General features: G+C 71.6%; 19 protein-coding genes. 14 read left to right on the plus strand and 5 right to left on the minus strand.

Annotated features, from left to right (window positions below):
* Positions 1 to 54 precede the first annotated feature (54 nt).
* From ACIBEA_RS38555 to ACIBEA_RS38580, 6 genes are all read left to right on the plus strand, one after another.
* Positions 55 to 429: an ectoine synthase gene (locus ACIBEA_RS38555; RefSeq protein ID WP_330335463.1), complete on the plus strand. Its 375-nt coding sequence runs from the start codon at positions 55 to 57 to the stop codon at positions 427 to 429.
* 92 nt (positions 430 to 521) lie between these two features.
* The gene (locus ACIBEA_RS38560; protein WP_399268048.1) at positions 522 to 1,667 is read left to right on the plus strand and encodes an acyl-CoA dehydrogenase family protein; all 1,146 of its coding nucleotides are present in this window, start codon (positions 522 to 524) and stop codon (positions 1,665 to 1,667) included.
* Positions 1,664 to 2,434, plus strand: a complete 771-nt coding sequence (locus ACIBEA_RS38565) for an N-(5'-phosphoribosyl)anthranilate isomerase (RefSeq protein ID WP_399268050.1) — start codon at positions 1,664 to 1,666, stop codon at positions 2,432 to 2,434. Before ACIBEA_RS38560 ends, ACIBEA_RS38565 begins: the two co-directional genes overlap by 4 nt.
* A 15-nt stretch (positions 2,435 to 2,449) precedes the next feature.
* On the plus strand, positions 2,450 to 3,172 hold the full coding sequence (locus ACIBEA_RS38570; RefSeq protein WP_399268052.1) for an indole-3-glycerol-phosphate synthase: 723 nt from the start codon (positions 2,450 to 2,452) through the stop codon (positions 3,170 to 3,172).
* Positions 3,169 to 4,023: an alpha/beta hydrolase gene (locus ACIBEA_RS38575; protein ID WP_399268054.1), complete on the plus strand. Its 855-nt coding sequence runs from the start codon at positions 3,169 to 3,171 to the stop codon at positions 4,021 to 4,023. The genes ACIBEA_RS38570 and ACIBEA_RS38575 overlap by 4 nt, the downstream gene beginning before the upstream one ends.
* Positions 4,024 to 4,300: 277 nt before the next feature.
* Positions 4,301 to 4,627 (plus strand): RICIN domain-containing protein, encoded by a 327-nt coding sequence (locus ACIBEA_RS38580; RefSeq protein WP_399268085.1) that lies wholly within the window; start codon positions 4,301 to 4,303, stop codon positions 4,625 to 4,627.
* Here ACIBEA_RS38580 and ACIBEA_RS38585 read toward each other — a convergent pair.
* Positions 4,620 to 5,060 carry a VOC family protein gene (locus tag ACIBEA_RS38585; protein ID WP_399268056.1) on the minus strand — a complete coding sequence of 147 codons (441 nt, stop codon included), beginning with the start codon at positions 5,058 to 5,060 and terminating at the stop codon, positions 4,620 to 4,622. The two genes, ACIBEA_RS38580 and ACIBEA_RS38585, sit on opposite strands and share 8 nt — an antisense overlap.
* Before the next feature lie 247 nt (positions 5,061 to 5,307).
* Here ACIBEA_RS38585 and ACIBEA_RS38590 point away from each other — a divergent pair, with 247 nt between their 5' ends.
* Complete coding sequence (locus ACIBEA_RS38590; protein ID WP_399268057.1) at positions 5,308 to 5,718, plus strand: RidA family protein; 411 nt, start codon at positions 5,308 to 5,310, stop codon at positions 5,716 to 5,718.
* An 18-nt stretch (positions 5,719 to 5,736) separates the two neighbouring features.
* Here ACIBEA_RS38590 and ACIBEA_RS38595 read toward each other — a convergent pair whose 3' ends face one another.
* On the minus strand, positions 5,737 to 6,315 hold the full coding sequence (locus ACIBEA_RS38595) for a Uma2 family endonuclease (protein WP_399268059.1): 579 nt from the start codon (positions 6,313 to 6,315) through the stop codon (positions 5,737 to 5,739).
* Between the two features lie 234 nt (positions 6,316 to 6,549).
* Between ACIBEA_RS38595 and ACIBEA_RS38600 the strand changes: the two genes are divergently transcribed.
* A complete protein-coding gene (locus ACIBEA_RS38600; protein WP_399268061.1) occupies positions 6,550 to 6,954 on the plus strand; it encodes a Tat pathway signal protein in 405 nt (134 codons plus the stop codon).
* 88 nt (positions 6,955 to 7,042) lie between these two features.
* On the opposite strand, the gene ACIBEA_RS38605 is transcribed toward ACIBEA_RS38600, so the two are convergent.
* The 3 genes from ACIBEA_RS38605 to ACIBEA_RS38615 are packed head-to-tail and all read right to left on the minus strand — an operon-like array spanning position 7,043 to position 9,720.
* The gene (locus tag ACIBEA_RS38605) at positions 7,043 to 7,678 is read right to left on the minus strand and encodes a DUF6875 domain-containing protein (protein WP_399268063.1); all 636 of its coding nucleotides are present in this window, start codon (positions 7,676 to 7,678) and stop codon (positions 7,043 to 7,045) included.
* Positions 7,675 to 8,310 carry a hypothetical protein gene (locus tag ACIBEA_RS38610; protein ID WP_399268065.1) on the minus strand — a complete coding sequence of 212 codons (636 nt, stop codon included), beginning with the start codon at positions 8,308 to 8,310 and terminating at the stop codon, positions 7,675 to 7,677. Before ACIBEA_RS38610 ends, ACIBEA_RS38605 begins: the two co-directional genes overlap by 4 nt.
* Before the next feature lie 15 nt (positions 8,311 to 8,325).
* Entirely contained in the window at positions 8,326 to 9,720 is a 1,395-nt protein-coding gene (locus ACIBEA_RS38615; protein ID WP_399268067.1) for a pyridoxal phosphate-dependent decarboxylase family protein, read from the minus strand.
* Between the two features lie 261 nt (positions 9,721 to 9,981).
* Between ACIBEA_RS38615 and ACIBEA_RS38620 the strand changes: the two genes are divergently transcribed.
* The 6 genes from ACIBEA_RS38620 to ACIBEA_RS38645 all read left to right on the plus strand — a co-directional run.
* A complete protein-coding gene (locus tag ACIBEA_RS38620) occupies positions 9,982 to 11,469 on the plus strand; it encodes a multicopper oxidase family protein (RefSeq protein ID WP_399268069.1) in 1,488 nt (495 codons plus the stop codon).
* A gap of 154 nt (positions 11,470 to 11,623) precedes the next feature.
* Positions 11,624 to 11,929: an acyl carrier protein gene (locus ACIBEA_RS38625; RefSeq protein WP_399268071.1), complete on the plus strand. Its 306-nt coding sequence runs from the start codon at positions 11,624 to 11,626 to the stop codon at positions 11,927 to 11,929.
* A gap of 254 nt (positions 11,930 to 12,183) precedes the next feature.
* On the plus strand, positions 12,184 to 13,143 hold the full coding sequence (locus ACIBEA_RS38630) for an aromatase/cyclase (RefSeq protein ID WP_399268073.1): 960 nt from the start codon (positions 12,184 to 12,186) through the stop codon (positions 13,141 to 13,143).
* Positions 13,144 to 13,395: 252 nt separating this feature from the next.
* A complete protein-coding gene (gene metK / locus ACIBEA_RS38635) occupies positions 13,396 to 14,619 on the plus strand; it encodes a methionine adenosyltransferase (protein ID WP_399268075.1) in 1,224 nt (407 codons plus the stop codon).
* Between the two features lie 80 nt (positions 14,620 to 14,699).
* Positions 14,700 to 15,680: a carbohydrate kinase family protein gene (locus ACIBEA_RS38640; protein WP_399268077.1), complete on the plus strand. Its 981-nt coding sequence runs from the start codon at positions 14,700 to 14,702 to the stop codon at positions 15,678 to 15,680.
* On the plus strand, positions 15,677 to 16,077 hold a 401-nt coding region (locus ACIBEA_RS38645; RefSeq protein WP_399268079.1), incomplete at its 3' end, for a homocysteine S-methyltransferase family protein. The genes ACIBEA_RS38640 and ACIBEA_RS38645, both read left to right, overlap by 4 nt.

Genomic DNA, 16,077 nt, shown 5'->3' on the forward strand with positions numbered 1-16,077 from the left:
TCGTACCGCTCGTACCGTCCCCCTCCGCTCGCCCTCACACCTCAGGAGTTCGCCATGATCGTTCGTGACATCGAGTCCGTGAAGACCGTCGAGTGGGGCAACGGCCTGAGCCGCCGCTTCCTCCTGGCCGAGGACGGCCTCGGCTACACGCTGACCGACACGGTCGTGCTGGCCGGCACCAAGTCCCGCCTGGAGTACGTCAACCACCTGGAGGCGTGCTACTGCATCGCCGGCTCCGGCGAGGTCATCGAGCTCGACGGCACCTCGCACGAGATCGTCCCCGGCCGGATGTACGCGCTCGACCAGCACGACGCCCACTTCCTGGTCGCCAGCCCCGACGAGGACCTGCGCCTGGTCTGCGTCTTCTCGCCCGCCCTGCGCGGCAACGAGGTGCACAACCTCGACGCCCACAGCTCCTCGGCCTACTGAACCGCCCGCGGGCCGCCCGAGGACCACCTGCCACCGCGCAGACCCGGGCGGCCCGGCACCCGCAGACACACCACTAGTCAAAGGGGTCCGTCGTGATCCGTTGGAATTCCGACCAGGCAGACCTGCGCGAGGGCCTGGAACGATGGGGAGACGCCCTCAGCGCGGACCACATCGAACTCGACGAGAAGTCCGCCTTCTCGGACGACAAGTGGAAGCTCGTCCAGAAGACCGGGATCCTCTCCCTGCCCTTCGACGAGCAGTACGGCGGCCTCGGCCAGTCGGTCCTCACCACCATGTACGTGCTGGAAGGGCTCGGCGAGTACAACCGGGACTCCGGCCTCAGCTTCTCCGTCACCACCTCGATCTGCTCGACCGGAGTCCCCGTCCAGCAGTTCGGGACCCCCGAGCAGAAGGAGCGGTACCTGCCCCTGATCGCCTCGGGCGAGGCGATCGGCGCCCACGCCATCACCGAGGCCGAGGGCGGATCGGACGCCATGGCGATGACCACGCGGGCGATCCGGGACGGCGACGACTTCGTCATCAACGGCAGCAAGGTCTTTGTCAGCAACGGCCCCGTCGCGGACGTGATCGTGGTCTACGCCCGCACCCATCCGGACGGCGGACCGCTGGGCACCACCGCGTTCCTGGTGGACCGGAACACCCCCGGGATCACCGCGGGCAAGCCGCTCAAGAAGATGGGGCTGCGGACCTCGCCGCTCTGCGAGCTCTTCTTCGACGACGTACGGGTCCCCAGGACCGCGGTCCTCGGCCGGGTCGGCGGCGGGTTCATGGTCCTGGACCACGTCATGAAGCGGGAGATCCTCTACTCCTTCATCGTCAATGTCGGCGAGATGCAGCACCGCCTCGACCGGTGCGTCGAATACGCCAGGACGCGCAGGTCGTTCGGCAAGTCGATCGGCTCGTACCAGTCGATCGCCAACAAGATCGTCGACACGAAGATCCAACTGGAGACCGCCCGCAAGTGGCTCTACGACACGGGCGAGAAGCTGGAGGCGGGCGAGAACATCACCGTCGACCTCGCCATCTCCAAGCTCGTCACCAGCGAGAGCAACCTCGCCACCAGCCTCACCGCCGTGCAGGTCTTCGGCGGCCACGGCTACATGGCGGAGTACGGGCTGGAGATCGACGTGCGCAACGCCGTGGGCGGCACGATCTACTCCGGTACCAACGAGATCCAGTACAACCGCATCGCCTCCATGCTGGGACTCGGCAAATGACCACCGGGACCGCGGTTCCGGCTGCCTCGGCCGCTCCGCCCGGGGGCCCCTCCGCCGCCACCCTGGCCCGGACGCTGCTCAAGGTCTGCGGAGCCACGGCGGCGGGGGACGTGGAGGCCGCGGCGGCCGCCGGAGCGGACTGCGTCGGGCTCTGGCACGGCGTACCCGGCGGCCCCCGCGAGCTGGACCGGGACGACTTCGCGGCCCTCGCGGCGCGGACCCGGGCGGCCGGCCTCCTGCCGGTCCTGGTCACCTTCCTGGCCGACACCGGGGAACTGACGGAGCTGACCCGCCGCACGGGGGTCGGCTGGATCCAGCTCCACGCCTACCAACCGCCCGCGGTCGTACGGGCGCTGCGCGAAGCGCTCCCGGCGGAGGTCGGCATCGTCAAGGTGCTCCACGTGACCCCGGGCGGGGGCGGCTGCGTCGAGCGCCCGCTCATCGGGGCCTACGAACGCGCCGGGACGGACCTCTTCCTCCTCGACACCGCCACCGAGGACGGCCGGATCGGCTCCACCGGCCGCACCCTCGACCCGGCCGACGTACTGGCCCTGCTGCCCCGCCTCACCCGCCCGTTCCTGCTCGCCGGCGGCCTCGACCCGGCCAACCGGCCCGCCTACGACGAGGTCGTGCGCCACCCCGGCTTCCGCGGGATCGACGTGGACACCGCGGCCCGCGACCGGACCACCGGGTCCTTCGGGATCCCCGAGATCGCAGCCCTGGCCCGCGCCTGGCGCACCCCTCCCGGCCTCACCTCCTCCCCTTGACCTGGAGCTGTCGCGATGACGAAGCAGAACCGGACCGGCTTCCCCTTCCTAGAGGCCCTCCTCGACTCCCCGACCCCCGTGGTGATGGAGGTCAAGCGGCGCGACGCGCACGGCTACGACCTCCTCGGCGGCCGCACCCCGGCCGCGATCGTCGGCGCGTACGAGAGCGCGGGCGCCCCCTGCATCTCGGTGGTCACCGGCCGCTGGTTCGGCGGTTCGCCCGCCCTGCTGCGCGACGTCGCCGCGATGACCGACCTGCCGCTGCTCCAGAAGGACTTCATCACCCGCAAGGACCAGATCCGCGCGGCCAAGGAACTCGGCGCCTCCGCCGTCCTGTTGACCGCCGCGCTGCTGCCCGAGTCGAGCATGCGCACCCTGGTCACGGAGTGCCTGCTGGCCGGGCTCACCCCCTTCGTCGAGATCACCACCGAGGCCGAGCTGGAGGGGATCCACCACCCCGAGGAATGCGTGATCGCGGTCAACAACAAGGACATCAAGACGCGCGAACGCGACGCCGGTGACCTGCACCGCAGCCTCGACCTGCTGCCGGCGGTCCGCGCGACGGGCACCCCGGCCCCGGTCAGCGCCAGCGGCATCAACGGCCCCGCGACCGCCGCCGAACTGCTGGACGCGGGCTTCGCCGGCCTCCTGGTCGGCACCTCCCTGCTGCGCACCCGCTCGCCGATCGGGTGGATGGACGCGGTGGTCGGCGCCCGCAAAGACCTGGCCGTCCGATGAGCACGCTGGCGCAGGACGCGGGCAGCACGCTTACGGAGCACACCCTGACCGGAGCGGGGATCCGCCTCTCCGCCCGGCTCGCGCTCCCCGCGAGCGGCGCGCCCCGCGCCACCATCCTCGCCATCCACGGCCGCGGCATGCGGGCCGGGTACTGGGACGCCTTCGCCCCGCTGGCCACCCGCCTCGGCCACGCCGTCCTGGCCGTGGACCGCCCCGGCTACGGCGACTCGGCCCGCGACCTCCCCGAGGGGCAGAACCTGGCCGACCAGGCGGAGACCCTCCGGGCCGCCCTGAAGGAACACGCCCGCACGCACGACCTGGGCGCGGGGGTCTTCCTGCTCGGCCACTCCGACGGCGGCAAGGTCGCCCTGCACACGGCCGCCGGCGGCGCGGACGCACCGCCCCTGCTCGGCCTCGACGCCTCCGGCGTGGGTTACCACTACGACCCCGCCGCTCTGCACTTCCCGTCCACCCTGGGCGGCGGCGCCACCAAGCTCAACTGGGGCCCCCTCGGGCTCTACCCGCGCGGCACCTTCCAGGCGAGCCGCGCCCTGCTCGCGCCGACCCCGCCGCGGGAGTCGGCGGAAACGATGTGGTGGCCGCGCCAGTTCGAGGCCCTGGCCCCCGAGGTCCGCATACCGGTCCGCCTCACCTTCGCGCAGCACGAGGCCTGGTGGGACCTGTCCGAAGCCGCCCTGACGGCCATGACCGCCCGCCTGACCGCCACCCCGAGGGTCACCGTCGACCACCTGGCCGCCGCGGGCCACAACATCAGCCTGGGCCACACGGCCACCGCCTACCACCTGCGCGTCCTGGCCTTCCTGGAGGAATGCCTGCTGGGGTCGCGGTAGGGTCCGCCCGCGGTTCGCGCGCTCGCCGGGCGTGCCGTTTCTGCGGGCGAATCGATGCCGCCGTACGGGTGGTCGGGCTCGGGGACGTCTTGTGGCCGCGGTCCGCGGCCCCTTAGAACCGGGCCCGTGACCAAGACCCGGATGCGGGGCGGCGGCGCCGCCGTCCGGCCAGACCAAACTCGTCAGCCGGCTCTCCGACAAGTGCGCCGACGTCAAGGACTGGTCGAAGGACGACGGCGCCGTCGTCCACCAGTGGAGCTGCCGACTCGACAACGACCTGAACCAGAAGTGGACCTTCGAGCGCAGCGGTGGCTATTGGAAGGTGAAGAACGTCAACAGCGGCAAGTGCCTGGACGTCTTCGACGGCTCCTCGGCCGAAGGGGCGCGCCTCCAGCAGTACCGCTGCGGCGGGACGGACAGCCAGCTGTGGGAGTACGTCGCCACGCAGACGGTCCCCGAGTACTTCAAGCTGAAGAACCGCCGCAGCGGCAAGTGCATGGACGTGAGCGGGCGTTCCCACGACGACGGAGCGATCATCCACCAGTGGACCTGTCTGGACGGCGACGACCACAACCAGCAGTGGCGGTTCTTCACCGCTACCTGACGGGGCGGGCGTAGGGCCGGGTCATGACCTCCATGTTGTGGCCGTCGGGGTCGGCGAAGTAGGCGCCCCGACCGCCGAACAGCCGGTTGATCCGGCCCGGTTCGCCGTGGTGCGGATCGGCGTAGTAGGTGACGCCGACCGCGTCGAGGCGGGCGATCACCTCGTCGAAGCGCTCTTCGGGCACGAGGAAGGCGTAGTGCTGCGGCTGGATCGGCTCGTCCCGCATCTCGTAGTAGTCGAGCGTGACGCCGTTGCCGAGGTCGACGGGGAGGAACGGCCCGAAGGGCGCGCCCACCGCCAGCCCCAGGACCACGGCGAGGAACTCGGCCGACAACTGCCGGTCCCGGGCGTGGACGACGGTGTGGTCGAGCCGGACGACGTTCGCGCTCGGCGCGTGCGGGTTCGGGGTCGGGTGCTGCGGTGCGTTCTGCATGGGCGGGGGTCTCTCCGGGTCTGGGATCACTGGGCAGGGCTCAGGAAGTCGCGGAGGGTGCGGCGGCGCCCTGCCCCGCCCCGGGATCACTCCGAGGCCGGGAACCCCACTCGTGCATGGCCCAAGGCCGACCCGGCAGTCACCCGCCCGACCCTAGTGATCACCGACACCGTGGGCAACGGGGTTCCGGTTCGGTTCGGACGAAAACCCGGTGCGCGGTGTCGGCCGGACGGCCAGACTCGCCCGCATGGCATCCGAGATCACGCGCATCAATCCCGAGGAGCTCCACCCGACCCCGGGGTACCACCACATCACGGTGGTGGAGGCGGGTCGAACGGCGTTCCTGGCCGGGCAGTGCCCGCTGGACCGTTCCGGTGCGCTGGTGGGTCCGGGCGACCTCGACGCGCAGATCGACCAGGTGGCGGCCAACGCCCTCGCCGCCCTGAGCGCGGTCGGCGCCCGGCCGGACCACGTCGTCCGCTCGGTGATCTACGTGGTCAGCGCCGAGGTCCCGGCCCTGGGCGCCGCCTGGCGCCGCCTCACCGCTTCCGCCATCGGCCCCGCCTTCACCACCGCGAGCACGCTGCTGGGGGTGGCACAACTGGGCTTCACCGGCCAACTGATCGAGGTCGACCTCACGGCGGCCCTGCCCGCGTGACGTCCGCGGGCCGCGCGCCTAGAGCCCCGACGTGTCGAGCACGATCCCGAACGGCTCGGGCAGCCGGACCGGGACCCCGAAGGGGTGTGGCCCGTCCGCGCGGGTGTAGCCGAGCGGGCCGGGCTCGGAGAACACGCTGACGCTCCGCTCGACCCGGTCGACGAGCAGGTACAGCGGAGCCCCGTACTCGGCGTACCGCTTGCGCTTGACGACCCGATCGGTCTCGGCGTTCGACTTCGAGGTCACCTCTACGACGAGCAGGGTCTGGTCGGGCAGCAACGCTCCGCTGCCCTTGGCCAGCTCGACCGGGACCACGGCGATGTCGGGCACGTACCAATTGGGCGACCCCGGCAGGTCGAGGTTCCCGGAGCCGCCGAGGCAGTCGAGTTCGTCGACGCGTTCCACGATCTGACGGCGCACGATCTCGACGGCGCGCTCATGGTCCCAAGACGGCGACAGGGTGTCGATGACCCCCTCGATGATCTCCACGCGATCGCTCTTGATGTGCTGGATGGCGAACTTCAGCGCCTGCTCCGGGTCGCCCACCAGGCTGTAGTCGGCAGCTCCCCCGCCGTTGCCGACCGGTGCTGTGCTCATGGAGCGGTACTCCTCTCCTCCGTCACGGTGAAGCTACAGGTCCCCGGGATCCCGGCCCCCGCACGGGCCTCACCATCACCCGAACGGTGCCGTCTACACCCCTGGTGGTACGGGCGCGCCCACCTCGGTAGGAGATGAGGATCAACCTCCCGTTGGGCGAGCTGGGAAGGGCCGCCGCCGTAGGTTCCTGTCCGTCGGAACAAAGAATGTCGGGCAGATCTTTCAGGGGGAAACATGACACTCGCGCGCAAGGTGACGATGGCCGTGGCAGCGGCCGGGCTGGTCATCGGGGCAGCGGGGGCGGCGCAGGCGTCCGGGGGCGCGGTCTCGGGCAAGACCGTCGGCGGGTGCGGCGAGGCCAGCGGCAACTACCAGTGGTTCCAGACCGGCAACGCCGGCGGCTACCCGCTCTACAAGACGCAGTGGACCCTCACGACGAAGGACAACTGCGCCGACGGGAAGGGCGTCGAGCTCCGGGTCAGCTACCGCAAGTGGGAGAACGGCGCCTGGCGGGACGACCACATGGACCGCACGAAGAACCCGGTGCTCAAGTCGAGCGGTACCGGCGCCGACGTGAAGGACGTCACGATCTGGGTGTGCCTCAAGGGCGACGACAAGACCTGCGCGCCGGTCCGCTAGCCCGGCTCGCTCGCCCGCCCGCCCGCTCGTGACCGATGCCCCCACCGCCCGGCGGCGGTGGGGGCATCGGCGTGGTCAGGGGCCGGTGTCAGGCCGCCACCACGCGGCTGACCAGTTGGTCGCGGATGCGCGAGGGGATGGCCGGGGCGAAGCGCTGGAGGTAGTGGTCCATGTGGAGGTCGTCGCCGACCAGGAACGGCAGGTCGAAGACCAGGAGCTTGCGGACGGCCAGGAGGGGGAGCGGGGAGCGCAGGGGGCGGAAGGACTCGTTGTAGAGGCCGGGCTCCTCGCAGACCGGGTGGAACTGGCCGATCATCAGGCCCTCCGCGACGAACTCGTCCTTCGCCTTGCGCTGGAGCTCGTCCAACTCCACCGAGTCCGTCGGGTCGAAGCCCGGCAGGACGAGGAGGATCGTGAGCAGCTCCCGGTCCTCGGCGGAGAGCCCCTCGGAGAGGGTGGCGTGCCGGGTGCGCAGGGAGTCCACCGCCGAGGCGAGGTCGTCGCAGTCCGCCGACGGCATCGCCAGGTGGAAGAGGTCCTTGCGCAGCGCCGGCGCGGTGTACGGACACACCGGGCCGGAGCGGCCCAGCTCGGGATGGCTGGAGACCAGGAACTCCCGGCTCCACATCAGCACTTGCAGCAGCGGACCGATGTGCTCCGCCGGAACCTCGCCCCGGGCGACCTCGCCCGAGGTCCACGACAGGATCAGGTCGTCGCCCCTCATCGCGCCTCCCTCCACATCGGCCGCAGGGCGGGTCCGCCCCCTGGCAGGACGATCTCCGGGCCCACCCGCTCGAACCCGCCGCGCCGGCTCGCCGCCTCGCCGCCGGGCGAGCTGGCCTCCGTGTACAGGCCGACGCCCTCGGCGTCGGCCCGCGCCGCCAACCGGCCCACCAGGGCCGAGACCAGGCCGTCCCGCTGGCGGTCCGCGCGGACCCCGGCGAAGGAGATGTAGTAGTGCGGCGGGCCGTGCGGGTGGCGTGCGTCCTGGAGCGCCGCGATGGTGTGCAGCGCCGGGGCGTACGGGCCCAGGGCCGCGGCGGCCTCCGCCAGCCGCGCCGGGTCCGGTTCGGCACCCGGCGGCAGGAAGAGCAGGACGGCGTCGCCGTCCGGGCCGGTGAACACCCCGCCGTGGGCGGCGGACAGCTCGACGAACGCCCGGAAGAACCCGGGGAGGCGCTCCGCGCGCTCCTGCTCGTCGGGGACCATCCACCGGGCCAGGGCGTCCTGGTGGAAGGCGACGGCGAGGAGGGTGGAGAGGTGCGTGACCGCCGAGCGCCCCATCACGAGGGGCGTGCCGGTGGATAAGGACGGCTGGGGTGAGAGGGACGGTGACAGGGACGTGGACGTGGTCATGGTCGGGTCCTCCGGTCAGAAGGTGGCACGGCCGTGCGCGGCCAGGGCCGCCACGCGGGCGTGCAGGGTCGGGAGGTAGAGCTCGGACTCGGGCTTGATCAGGACGCTGCGCACGATGCGCGCCGCGTCCGCGTCGCGGACCGCGCCCGGGTGGCGCCGTACGAACGCGTCGGCGTCGGCGCGCAGCACGCTCAGGAAGACCGGGTCGGCCTCCGCCGTCATGCCGTCGCGCAGCAGCCGGTCCGAGGCGGCGTCGATCGCGGACAGCGATCGGTCCGCCGTCGCCGGGAAGTAGGTGACGATGTCGAGGTCGGGGCGCTGGTACAGCTCCAGCTCCGCCGAGTCGGTGATCAGGTCGGCCCAGCGCAGCGCGGCCCGCCGGTTCGCGGCGAGGATTGAGCCGAAGCCGTCGGGGGTGAGCGGGAGCAGCTCCAGGGTCAGCCACAGCGCGGACGCCGCGGCGCCCGCCCGCGAGCACTCCAGGCTGATCTCGCCGAGGTGCAGGTCGGCGTCGGTGAAGTAGGTGTACGGGGAGTCGTGGGCGAAGTGCCGTCCGGCGCGCGGGTCCGGGAAGAGCACCGCCCCGCAGCCGTAGGGCTGGAGCCCGTGCTTGTGCGGGTCCACGACCACCGAGTCGCAGTCGGCGATGGCCCGCCAGGGCCGCGGGTCGAAGCCCTCGGCCCCGGCCCGGCCCAGGATCGCGTAGAAGCCGCCGTACGCCGCGTCCACGTGGACGCGCACCCCGTACCGGCGGGCGATCGCGACCACCTCGTGGACCGGGTCCACGGTGCCGAGCCCGGTGGTCCCGGTGGTGACGACGACCGTGCCGATCCGCCCGGTGCGCAGGGCGTCCTCCAGCGCGTCCAGGTCGATCCGCCCGTGCCCGTCGACCGGGATCCGGTGGCCCTCGACGCCCAGGACGTGGCACATCCGCTCGTGGGTGTAGTGGCATTCGCTGCTGTACGCGATCCCGCGGTCCGGGTGGAGCTGGCGGGCCACGTACAGCGCTTCGAGGTTGGCCATGGTGCCGCTGGTGGTCAGGTGCCCGACGTGCGCGTCGAAGCCGAACATGGCGGCGAGGGAGGCGACGGCCTCGCGTTCCATCTCGGTCGTCGCGGGCCCGCCCTCGGCGGCGTGGTTGTTGGGGTTGAACAGCATCGCGGTCAGGTAGCCGACGACGGCCGCCGGGTGCGGGGGCTTGACCATCTGTCCGGCGTAACGCGGGTGGAAGAAAGGATAGTTGTGGTCCATCCGCTTGGCGAGCCGCTCGAAGGCCCCGTCGAAGGCATCGGGGTCGACGCGGTGGGCGTCGTGCGTCTCGTACGGTCCGAACTGGCCGCCCCACCGCTCGGCGACCCCGAGCGCGCGCGGTAGCCAGTCGCGCAGATCGTGCAGGTCGTTCAGGTCCACGGTGAGCCTCCCCCGGTGGCCGCGCTCTGCGGCACGAGTGGTGCGTACGCGGTCCGACGTACGCACGAGCAGATATACGGAGCCCACGCAAGCCCCGCGCAACGCCGGACGGCCGCACACCACCTGGGCTCCAGCGATGTGCGAGAGGCGTCTGGTGCACTCGCCGCGCGACACCCGTGCCGAAGCCGTGTGCGACACCCGCGCACGGCTGCGGGAGCCGTTCCCGCCCACCCCTTTTCAGCCCTTCCAGGAGGACATCGCATGGTCACCAGACGCAGAGTGCTCGGCGGCGCCCTGGCCGCGGCCGGTGCCGGACTGATCACCGGCGGCGCGCTGACGCCGATGCTCGACGCCCGTACCGCCCAAGCCGCCGACACGGCGCCGGGCGTGGCGCCCAGACCGGTCGCGGTGCCGGTGCCGCCGCCCTTCTCGGTGCGGATGCCGATCCTGCCGGTGCTGACCCCGGTCTCGACCTCGGGCGGGCAGGACACCTACGCCGTCACGATCAAGGAGGTGTCACGGGAGATCCTGCCCGGCGGCATGGCCAAGGTCCTGACGTACGACGGCTGCTTCCCCGGACCGGTGCTGCGCGCGCGCAGCGGCCGCAAGGTGGTGGTCCGCCACCGCAACACGCTCGGCATGCCGGTCGCCGTCCACCTGCACGGCGGATCGGTCACCCAGGACAACGACGGCTCCCCGATGGACACCTTCGCGCCCGGCACCTCGCGCACGTACACCTACCCGAACCAGCAGCCGGGCGCCCCGCTCTGGTTCCACGACCACGCCCACCACATGGAGTCGGAGCACGTCTACCGCGGCCTGTCCGGCTCCTACCTGCTCTCGGACGAGACGGAACGCGCACTGCCGCTGCCGTCGGGGCAGTACGAGATACCCATCGCGCTGCGGGACGCGCACTTCGACGAGTACGGCCAGCTCGTCTACGTCATGGACGACGCCTTCGGCCGCACCACCATCCTCGCCAACGGCCGCCCGAGCCCGTACGTCGAGGTCGCGGCCCGCAAGTACCGCTTCCGGCTGCTGAACTCCTCCAACATGCGCTTCTTCCAGCTCAAGCTGTCGGACGGCGGCCAGATGATCCAGATCGGCTCGGACGGCGGGCTGCTGGAACACCCCTTCCCGACGGACACCATCGGGCTCTCCCCGGCGGAGCGCGCGGACGTGGTCATCGACTTCTCCCGCTACCCGGTCGGCACGAAGATCGTCCTGGAGAACACCCTGGGCCCGGGCACCCCCGACCAGGTCGGCAAGGTGCTGCGCTTCGACGTCGTGCGCACGGCCGGCGACCAGAGCCGGGTGCCGGACACCCTGCGCACGCTGCCCGCGGTGGCGGCGCTGCCGAAGCCCGCGGTGCGGCGCACCATCGTGCTCAGCATGGACGAGGACGGGCGCCAGGAACCGCGGGGGTTCATGGACGGCCAGGCCTACGACCCGAACCGCATCGACCAGACGGTCGCCCACGGCACCTCGGAGGTCTGGACGGTCACCAACGCCAACAAGCTGATCCCGCACAACTTCCACATGCACCTGGTCCAGTTCCGGGTGCTGGAGCGAAACGGCGCCCCGGCCGGACCGGCGGAGGCGGGGTTGAAGGACACCGTCCGGCTGTTCCCGGGGGAGACCGTCACACTCCACGCGACCTTCGCCTCGTACCGGGGGACGTACGTCTACCACTGCCACCTGCTGGACCACTCGGCCATGGGGATGATGGCCAACTTCCGCGTGCGGTAGACCGTTTCCTTCGGGCCGCCGCGGCCGCAGCCCGACTCGACGTGCACTCAAGGGCCGGACGAGCACGGGCCGCGAGAGTGACGAGCACAGACCATGTCCAGCCGTGTCCCCCATGACTTCGCATGCGTCCGTACGTTCTCGCAAGGAGATCACCATGACCACCTCGCTCACGTTCCTCACATCCCACGACGGGGTACGCACCGTCCTGGACGAGGTGCGCGCAGTCTGGGCGACCCTCCTCAAGATCACCGACCCTCCGTTGGAGGCCAACTTCTTCGAGCTGGGCGGCGATTCACTGGCCGCCCACCACATGCTCCGCCAGCTCTCCCGCACCTACGGCGTCGAGCTCCGGCTTCGCCAGATCTACGAGACCCCCACGATCGCGACCCTGGCCGCGGCCGTGACCACCCGGATCGAGCAGCAGGGCCAAGGGCCGGGGGACGGGTCGGGTCACGAGTGAGCGGCGGGGCGGGGGCGGGGGCGGGGCTCGTGGGCCGGGTCACCGGCACCGGCACCGGCACCGGCACCGGCACCGGCACCGGCACCGGCACCGGCACCGGCACCGGCACGTGCACGTGCACGGGCACCCGCAGGATCCGGCCATGCGGCCCCCGCCCCGCCCCGCGCCGCCCGGACCCGTCTTCAAGCGCACTTCCGGTGGCTCTCCGGCGCCGGGGAGGAGGGTCGGGGCCACAGGTCAGGGAGGCTGAGCCGATGTCGGGTGAGCGAGTGCACCGCGCGTCGTACGAGATCGACGTGTCCGCGCCGGCCGGGGTGGTCTACGGGCTGATCGCGGACACCACGCAGTGGCCGTTGATCGCGGCGTCGAGCATCCATGTCGAACGGCTCGATTTCGACGGCGTGCTCGACCGGTTCAGGATGTGGTTCACCGCCAACGGGAGCATCAGGTCCGCGCTCTCGCACCGGACCCTGGACAGCGCGCGCACGCGCATCGACTTCCTCCAGGAACTCCCCGCCGCACCCGCGGTCACCATGGCCGGGACCTGGACCGTCGAACCCCGCGGCACCGGGCGCAGCCGGCTGCGCCTGGAGCACGAGTTCACCGTGGCCGCCGGCCCGCCGGGGGACGTCGCGTGGCTGCTGCTCGCGACCGACACCAACAGCCGGGCCGAGCTGGAACAGCTCAAGGAGAACGCCGAGCGGTGGCGCGAAATCGACGGACTGATGCTCGGCTTCGAGGACTCCGTCCGGGTGCACGGCCCGGCCGAGCTGGTCTACGACTACCTGTACGGGGTGGCCGACTGGCCCGGCCGGGTCCCGCACGTCACCCGCGCGGAGGTCCGCGAGGACGTCCCGGGGGTGCAGCGCGTGCGGATGGAGACCCTGGCCGAGGGCGGCGGTCCGCCGCGGGAGACCGAGTCCGTACGGATCTGCTTCCCGCACGCCGCCCGCATCGTCCACAAGCAGACGAGGACACCGCCGCTGATCGAGGCGCACACCGGGGAGTGGTCCGTGCTGCCCGACGAAACGGGCGTGACGGCGATCTCCCACCACAGCGTGCTGCTGCGCGCGTCCGACGTCGAGCAGGTGCTCGGGCCGGGGGCCGATCTGCCCCGGGCGCGTGCGCACGTACGCGCGATGCTCGGCCGCGAGAGCACGGCCGTCCTCGAACTGGCCAAGCGGCACGCCGAGTCCGCGATCCGCACCCTGTGAGACCCGAGCGGGTCGATATTCTTCTGACGCCCCGTCAGATTCTGATGTCACGAACGTGTTGGGGGTATCCGGGCGCGGCTCGCTCCTCCTTCTTCCATGGCACAAGATCGATCGGGGACACCTCTCATCCGACCCGCCCGCCCACCGACCGACCCGCCGACCGCCGACCGACCGTCTCCCGCACCTACGGCCTCCCGCACCTACGACCTCCCGCACCCGATCGTCCGTACCCGACCATCCACCAGGAGTGACATGTCCCGCCGTCTGTTCACCTCGGAGTCCGTCACCGAGGGCCACCCCGACAAGATCGCCGACCAGATCAGCGACGCGATCCTCGACGCCCTGCTCACGGAGGACCCCACCTCCCGCGTGGCCGTCGAGACGCTGATCACCACGGGCCTGGTCCACATAGCCGGTGAAGTGACGACCCAGGCGTACGCGCCGATCGCGGCCATCGTCCGCGCGAAGATCCTGGAGATCGGCTACGACTCCTCCGGCAAGGGCTTCGACGGTGCCTCCTGCGGCGTCTCGATCTCCATCGGCGCGCAGTCCCCGGACATCGCGCAGGGCGTGGACACGGCGTACGAGAGCCGGGTCGAGGGTGTCGGAACGGATGGCGAGGGCGACGAGCTGGACAAGCAGGGCGCGGGCGACCAGGGCCTGATGTTCGGCTACGCCTGCGACGAGACCCCCGAGCTGATGCCGCTCCCGATCCACCTCGCGCACAAGCTCTCGCGGCGCCTGTCCGAGGTCCGCAAGAACGGCGCGATCCCCTACCTGCGTCCCGACGGCAAGACCCAGGTCACCATCGAGTACGACGGCGACAAGGCCGTCCGCCTCGACACCGTCGTCGTCTCCACCCAGCACGCCGCCGACATCGACCTCGACGCGCTGCTCACCCCCGACATCCGCGGGATCGTCGTCGAGCACGTCCTGGGGCAGCTGGCGGAGGACGGCATCAAGCTGGACACCGAGGGCTACCGCCTGCTGGTCAACCCGACCGGGCGCTTCGAGATCGGCGGCCCGATGGGCGACGCCGGCCTCACCGGCCGCAAGATCATCATCGACACCTACGGCGGCATGGCCCGCCACGGCGGCGGCGCCTTCTCCGGCAAGGACCCGTCCAAGGTCGACCGCAGCGCCGCCTACGCGATGCGCTGGGTCGCGAAGAACGTCGTCGCCGCCGGTCTCGCGACCCGCTGCGAGGTCCAGGTCGCCTACGCGATCGGCAAGGCCGAGCCTGTCGGCCTCTTCGTCGAGACCTTCGGCACCCACACCGTGCCCACCGACCGCATCGAGGAGGCCATCTCCACGGTCTTCGACCTGCGCCCGGCCGCGATCATCCGCGACCTCGACCTGCTGCGCCCGATCTACGCGCAGACCGCCGCCTACGGCCACTTCGGCCGCGAACTCCCCGACTTCACCTGGGAGCGCACCGACCGCGCCGAAGCCCTGAAGGCCGCCGCCGGCGTCTGAGCACCTGCTCGCCCCTGCCCTGCCCCCTGCGCCTCCCCACTTCGCCCCGCCGACATCGAGATCAGCTCACAGGAGTCCACGTGCGTATCGCGGTGACCGGATCCATCGCCACAGATCACCTCATGGCCTTCCCGGGCCGGTTCGTCGACCAGCTGCTCCCCGACCAGCTGGAACACGTCTCGTTGTCCTTCCTCGTCGACACGCTGGAGGTCCGGCGGGGCGGAGTGGCGGCCAACATCTCCTACGGGCTCGGCGGACTGGGCCTCGGCCCGCTCCTCGCGGGCGCCGTCGGCGCCGACTTCGCCGAGTACGAGGTCTGGCTCAAGGAACACGGGGTCGACACCGGCGCGGTGTACGTCTCCGACGACCGCCAGACCGCCCGCTTCATGTGCATGACCGACCAGGATTCGAACCAGATCGCCTCGTTCTACGCGGGCGCCATGGCCGAGGCCGACCGGATCGACCTGCACCCCCTGCACGCCCAGGCCCCCCTCGACCTGGTCCTCGTCTCCCCGAACGACCCGGCGGCGATGATCCACCACACCGACCAGGCCCGCGCCCTGGGCATCCCCTTCGCCGCCGACCCCTCCCAGCAGCTCGCCCGCCTCTCCGGCGCGCAGGTGCGCACCCTGGTGGACGGCGCGGCCTGGCTGTTCACCAACGAGTACGAGTCCGCCCTGCTGCGCGAACGCGCAGAGTGGAGCCACACCGACGTCCTCGACCGGGTCGGCACCTGGGTCACCACCCTGGGCGCCCAGGGCGTGCGCATCGACCGCAAGGGCGACCCGACGATCACGGTGCGCGCCGTCCCCGGCATCACCCCCGAGGACCCCACCGGCGTCGGCGACGCCTTCCGCTCCGGTTTCCTGGCCGCGGTCAGTTGGCAGCTGCCGCTGGAGACCGCGGCGCAGCTGGGCTGTGCGATGTCCGCCCTCGTTCTCGCCGCCGTGGGCTCGCAGTCGTACGAGATCCGCCCCGCGGCCCTCCTCGCCACCGTCCGCGCGGTGTACGGGGACCACTCCGCCGAGCTGCTCGCACCGCGACTGGGACGGCTGACATGACGACCGACGCGCAGGAACGGGCGAACGCCCTCCGGCAGGCGCTGGCCACCCGCGTGGTGGTCGCGGACGGCGCGATGGGGACGATGCTCCAGGAGCAGGACCCGTCGCTGGAGGACTTCGAGCAGCTGGAGGGCTGCAACGAGGTCCTGAACGCGACGCGCCCCGACATCGTGCGCTCGGTCCACGAGGCCTACTTCGCGGTGGGCGTGGACTGCGTGGAGACCAACACCTTCGGTGCGAACCACGCGGCCCTGGTGGAGTACGACATCCCGGACCGGAACTTCGAGCTCTCGGAGGCGGGTGCGCGGATCGCGCGCGAGGTCGCGGACGAGTTCACGGCCTCGACGGGGCAGCAGCGCTGGGTGCTGGGCTCGATGGGCCCGGGCACCAAACTGCC

The organism is Streptomyces sp. NPDC051555 (assembly GCF_044454405.1).
In the GTDB taxonomy this organism is placed as follows: Bacteria; Actinomycetota; Actinomycetes; order Streptomycetales; family Streptomycetaceae; genus Streptomyces.

Bases quoted from the DNA above. Each gene is read 5' to 3' on its own strand.
- ACIBEA_RS38555 (WP_330335463.1), top strand. From the start codon at position 55: ATGATCGTTCGTGACATCGAGTCCGTGAAGACCGTCGAGTGGGGCAAC.
- ACIBEA_RS38565 (WP_399268050.1), top strand. From the start codon at position 1,664: ATGACCACCGGGACCGCGGTTCCGGCTGCCTCGGCCGCTCCGCCCGGG.
- ACIBEA_RS38570 (WP_399268052.1), top strand. From the start codon at position 2,450: ATGACGAAGCAGAACCGGACCGGCTTCCCCTTCCTAGAGGCCCTCCTC.
- ACIBEA_RS38575 (WP_399268054.1), top strand. From the start codon at position 3,169: ATGAGCACGCTGGCGCAGGACGCGGGCAGCACGCTTACGGAGCACACC.
- ACIBEA_RS38585 (WP_399268056.1), bottom strand. From the start codon at position 5,060: ATGCAGAACGCACCGCAGCACCCGACCCCGAACCCGCACGCGCCGAGC.
- ACIBEA_RS38590 (WP_399268057.1), top strand. From the start codon at position 5,308: ATGGCATCCGAGATCACGCGCATCAATCCCGAGGAGCTCCACCCGACC.
- ACIBEA_RS38595 (WP_399268059.1), bottom strand. From the start codon at position 6,315: ATGAGCACAGCACCGGTCGGCAACGGCGGGGGAGCTGCCGACTACAGC.
- ACIBEA_RS38600 (WP_399268061.1), top strand. From the start codon at position 6,550: ATGACACTCGCGCGCAAGGTGACGATGGCCGTGGCAGCGGCCGGGCTG.
- ACIBEA_RS38605 (WP_399268063.1), bottom strand. From the start codon at position 7,678: ATGAGGGGCGACGACCTGATCCTGTCGTGGACCTCGGGCGAGGTCGCC.
- ACIBEA_RS38610 (WP_399268065.1), bottom strand. From the start codon at position 8,310: ATGACCACGTCCACGTCCCTGTCACCGTCCCTCTCACCCCAGCCGTCC.
- ACIBEA_RS38620 (WP_399268069.1), top strand. From the start codon at position 9,982: ATGGTCACCAGACGCAGAGTGCTCGGCGGCGCCCTGGCCGCGGCCGGT.
- ACIBEA_RS38625 (WP_399268071.1), top strand. From the start codon at position 11,624: ATGACCACCTCGCTCACGTTCCTCACATCCCACGACGGGGTACGCACC.
- ACIBEA_RS38630 (WP_399268073.1), top strand. From the start codon at position 12,184: ATGTCGGGTGAGCGAGTGCACCGCGCGTCGTACGAGATCGACGTGTCC.
- metK (WP_399268075.1), top strand. From the start codon at position 13,396: ATGTCCCGCCGTCTGTTCACCTCGGAGTCCGTCACCGAGGGCCACCCC.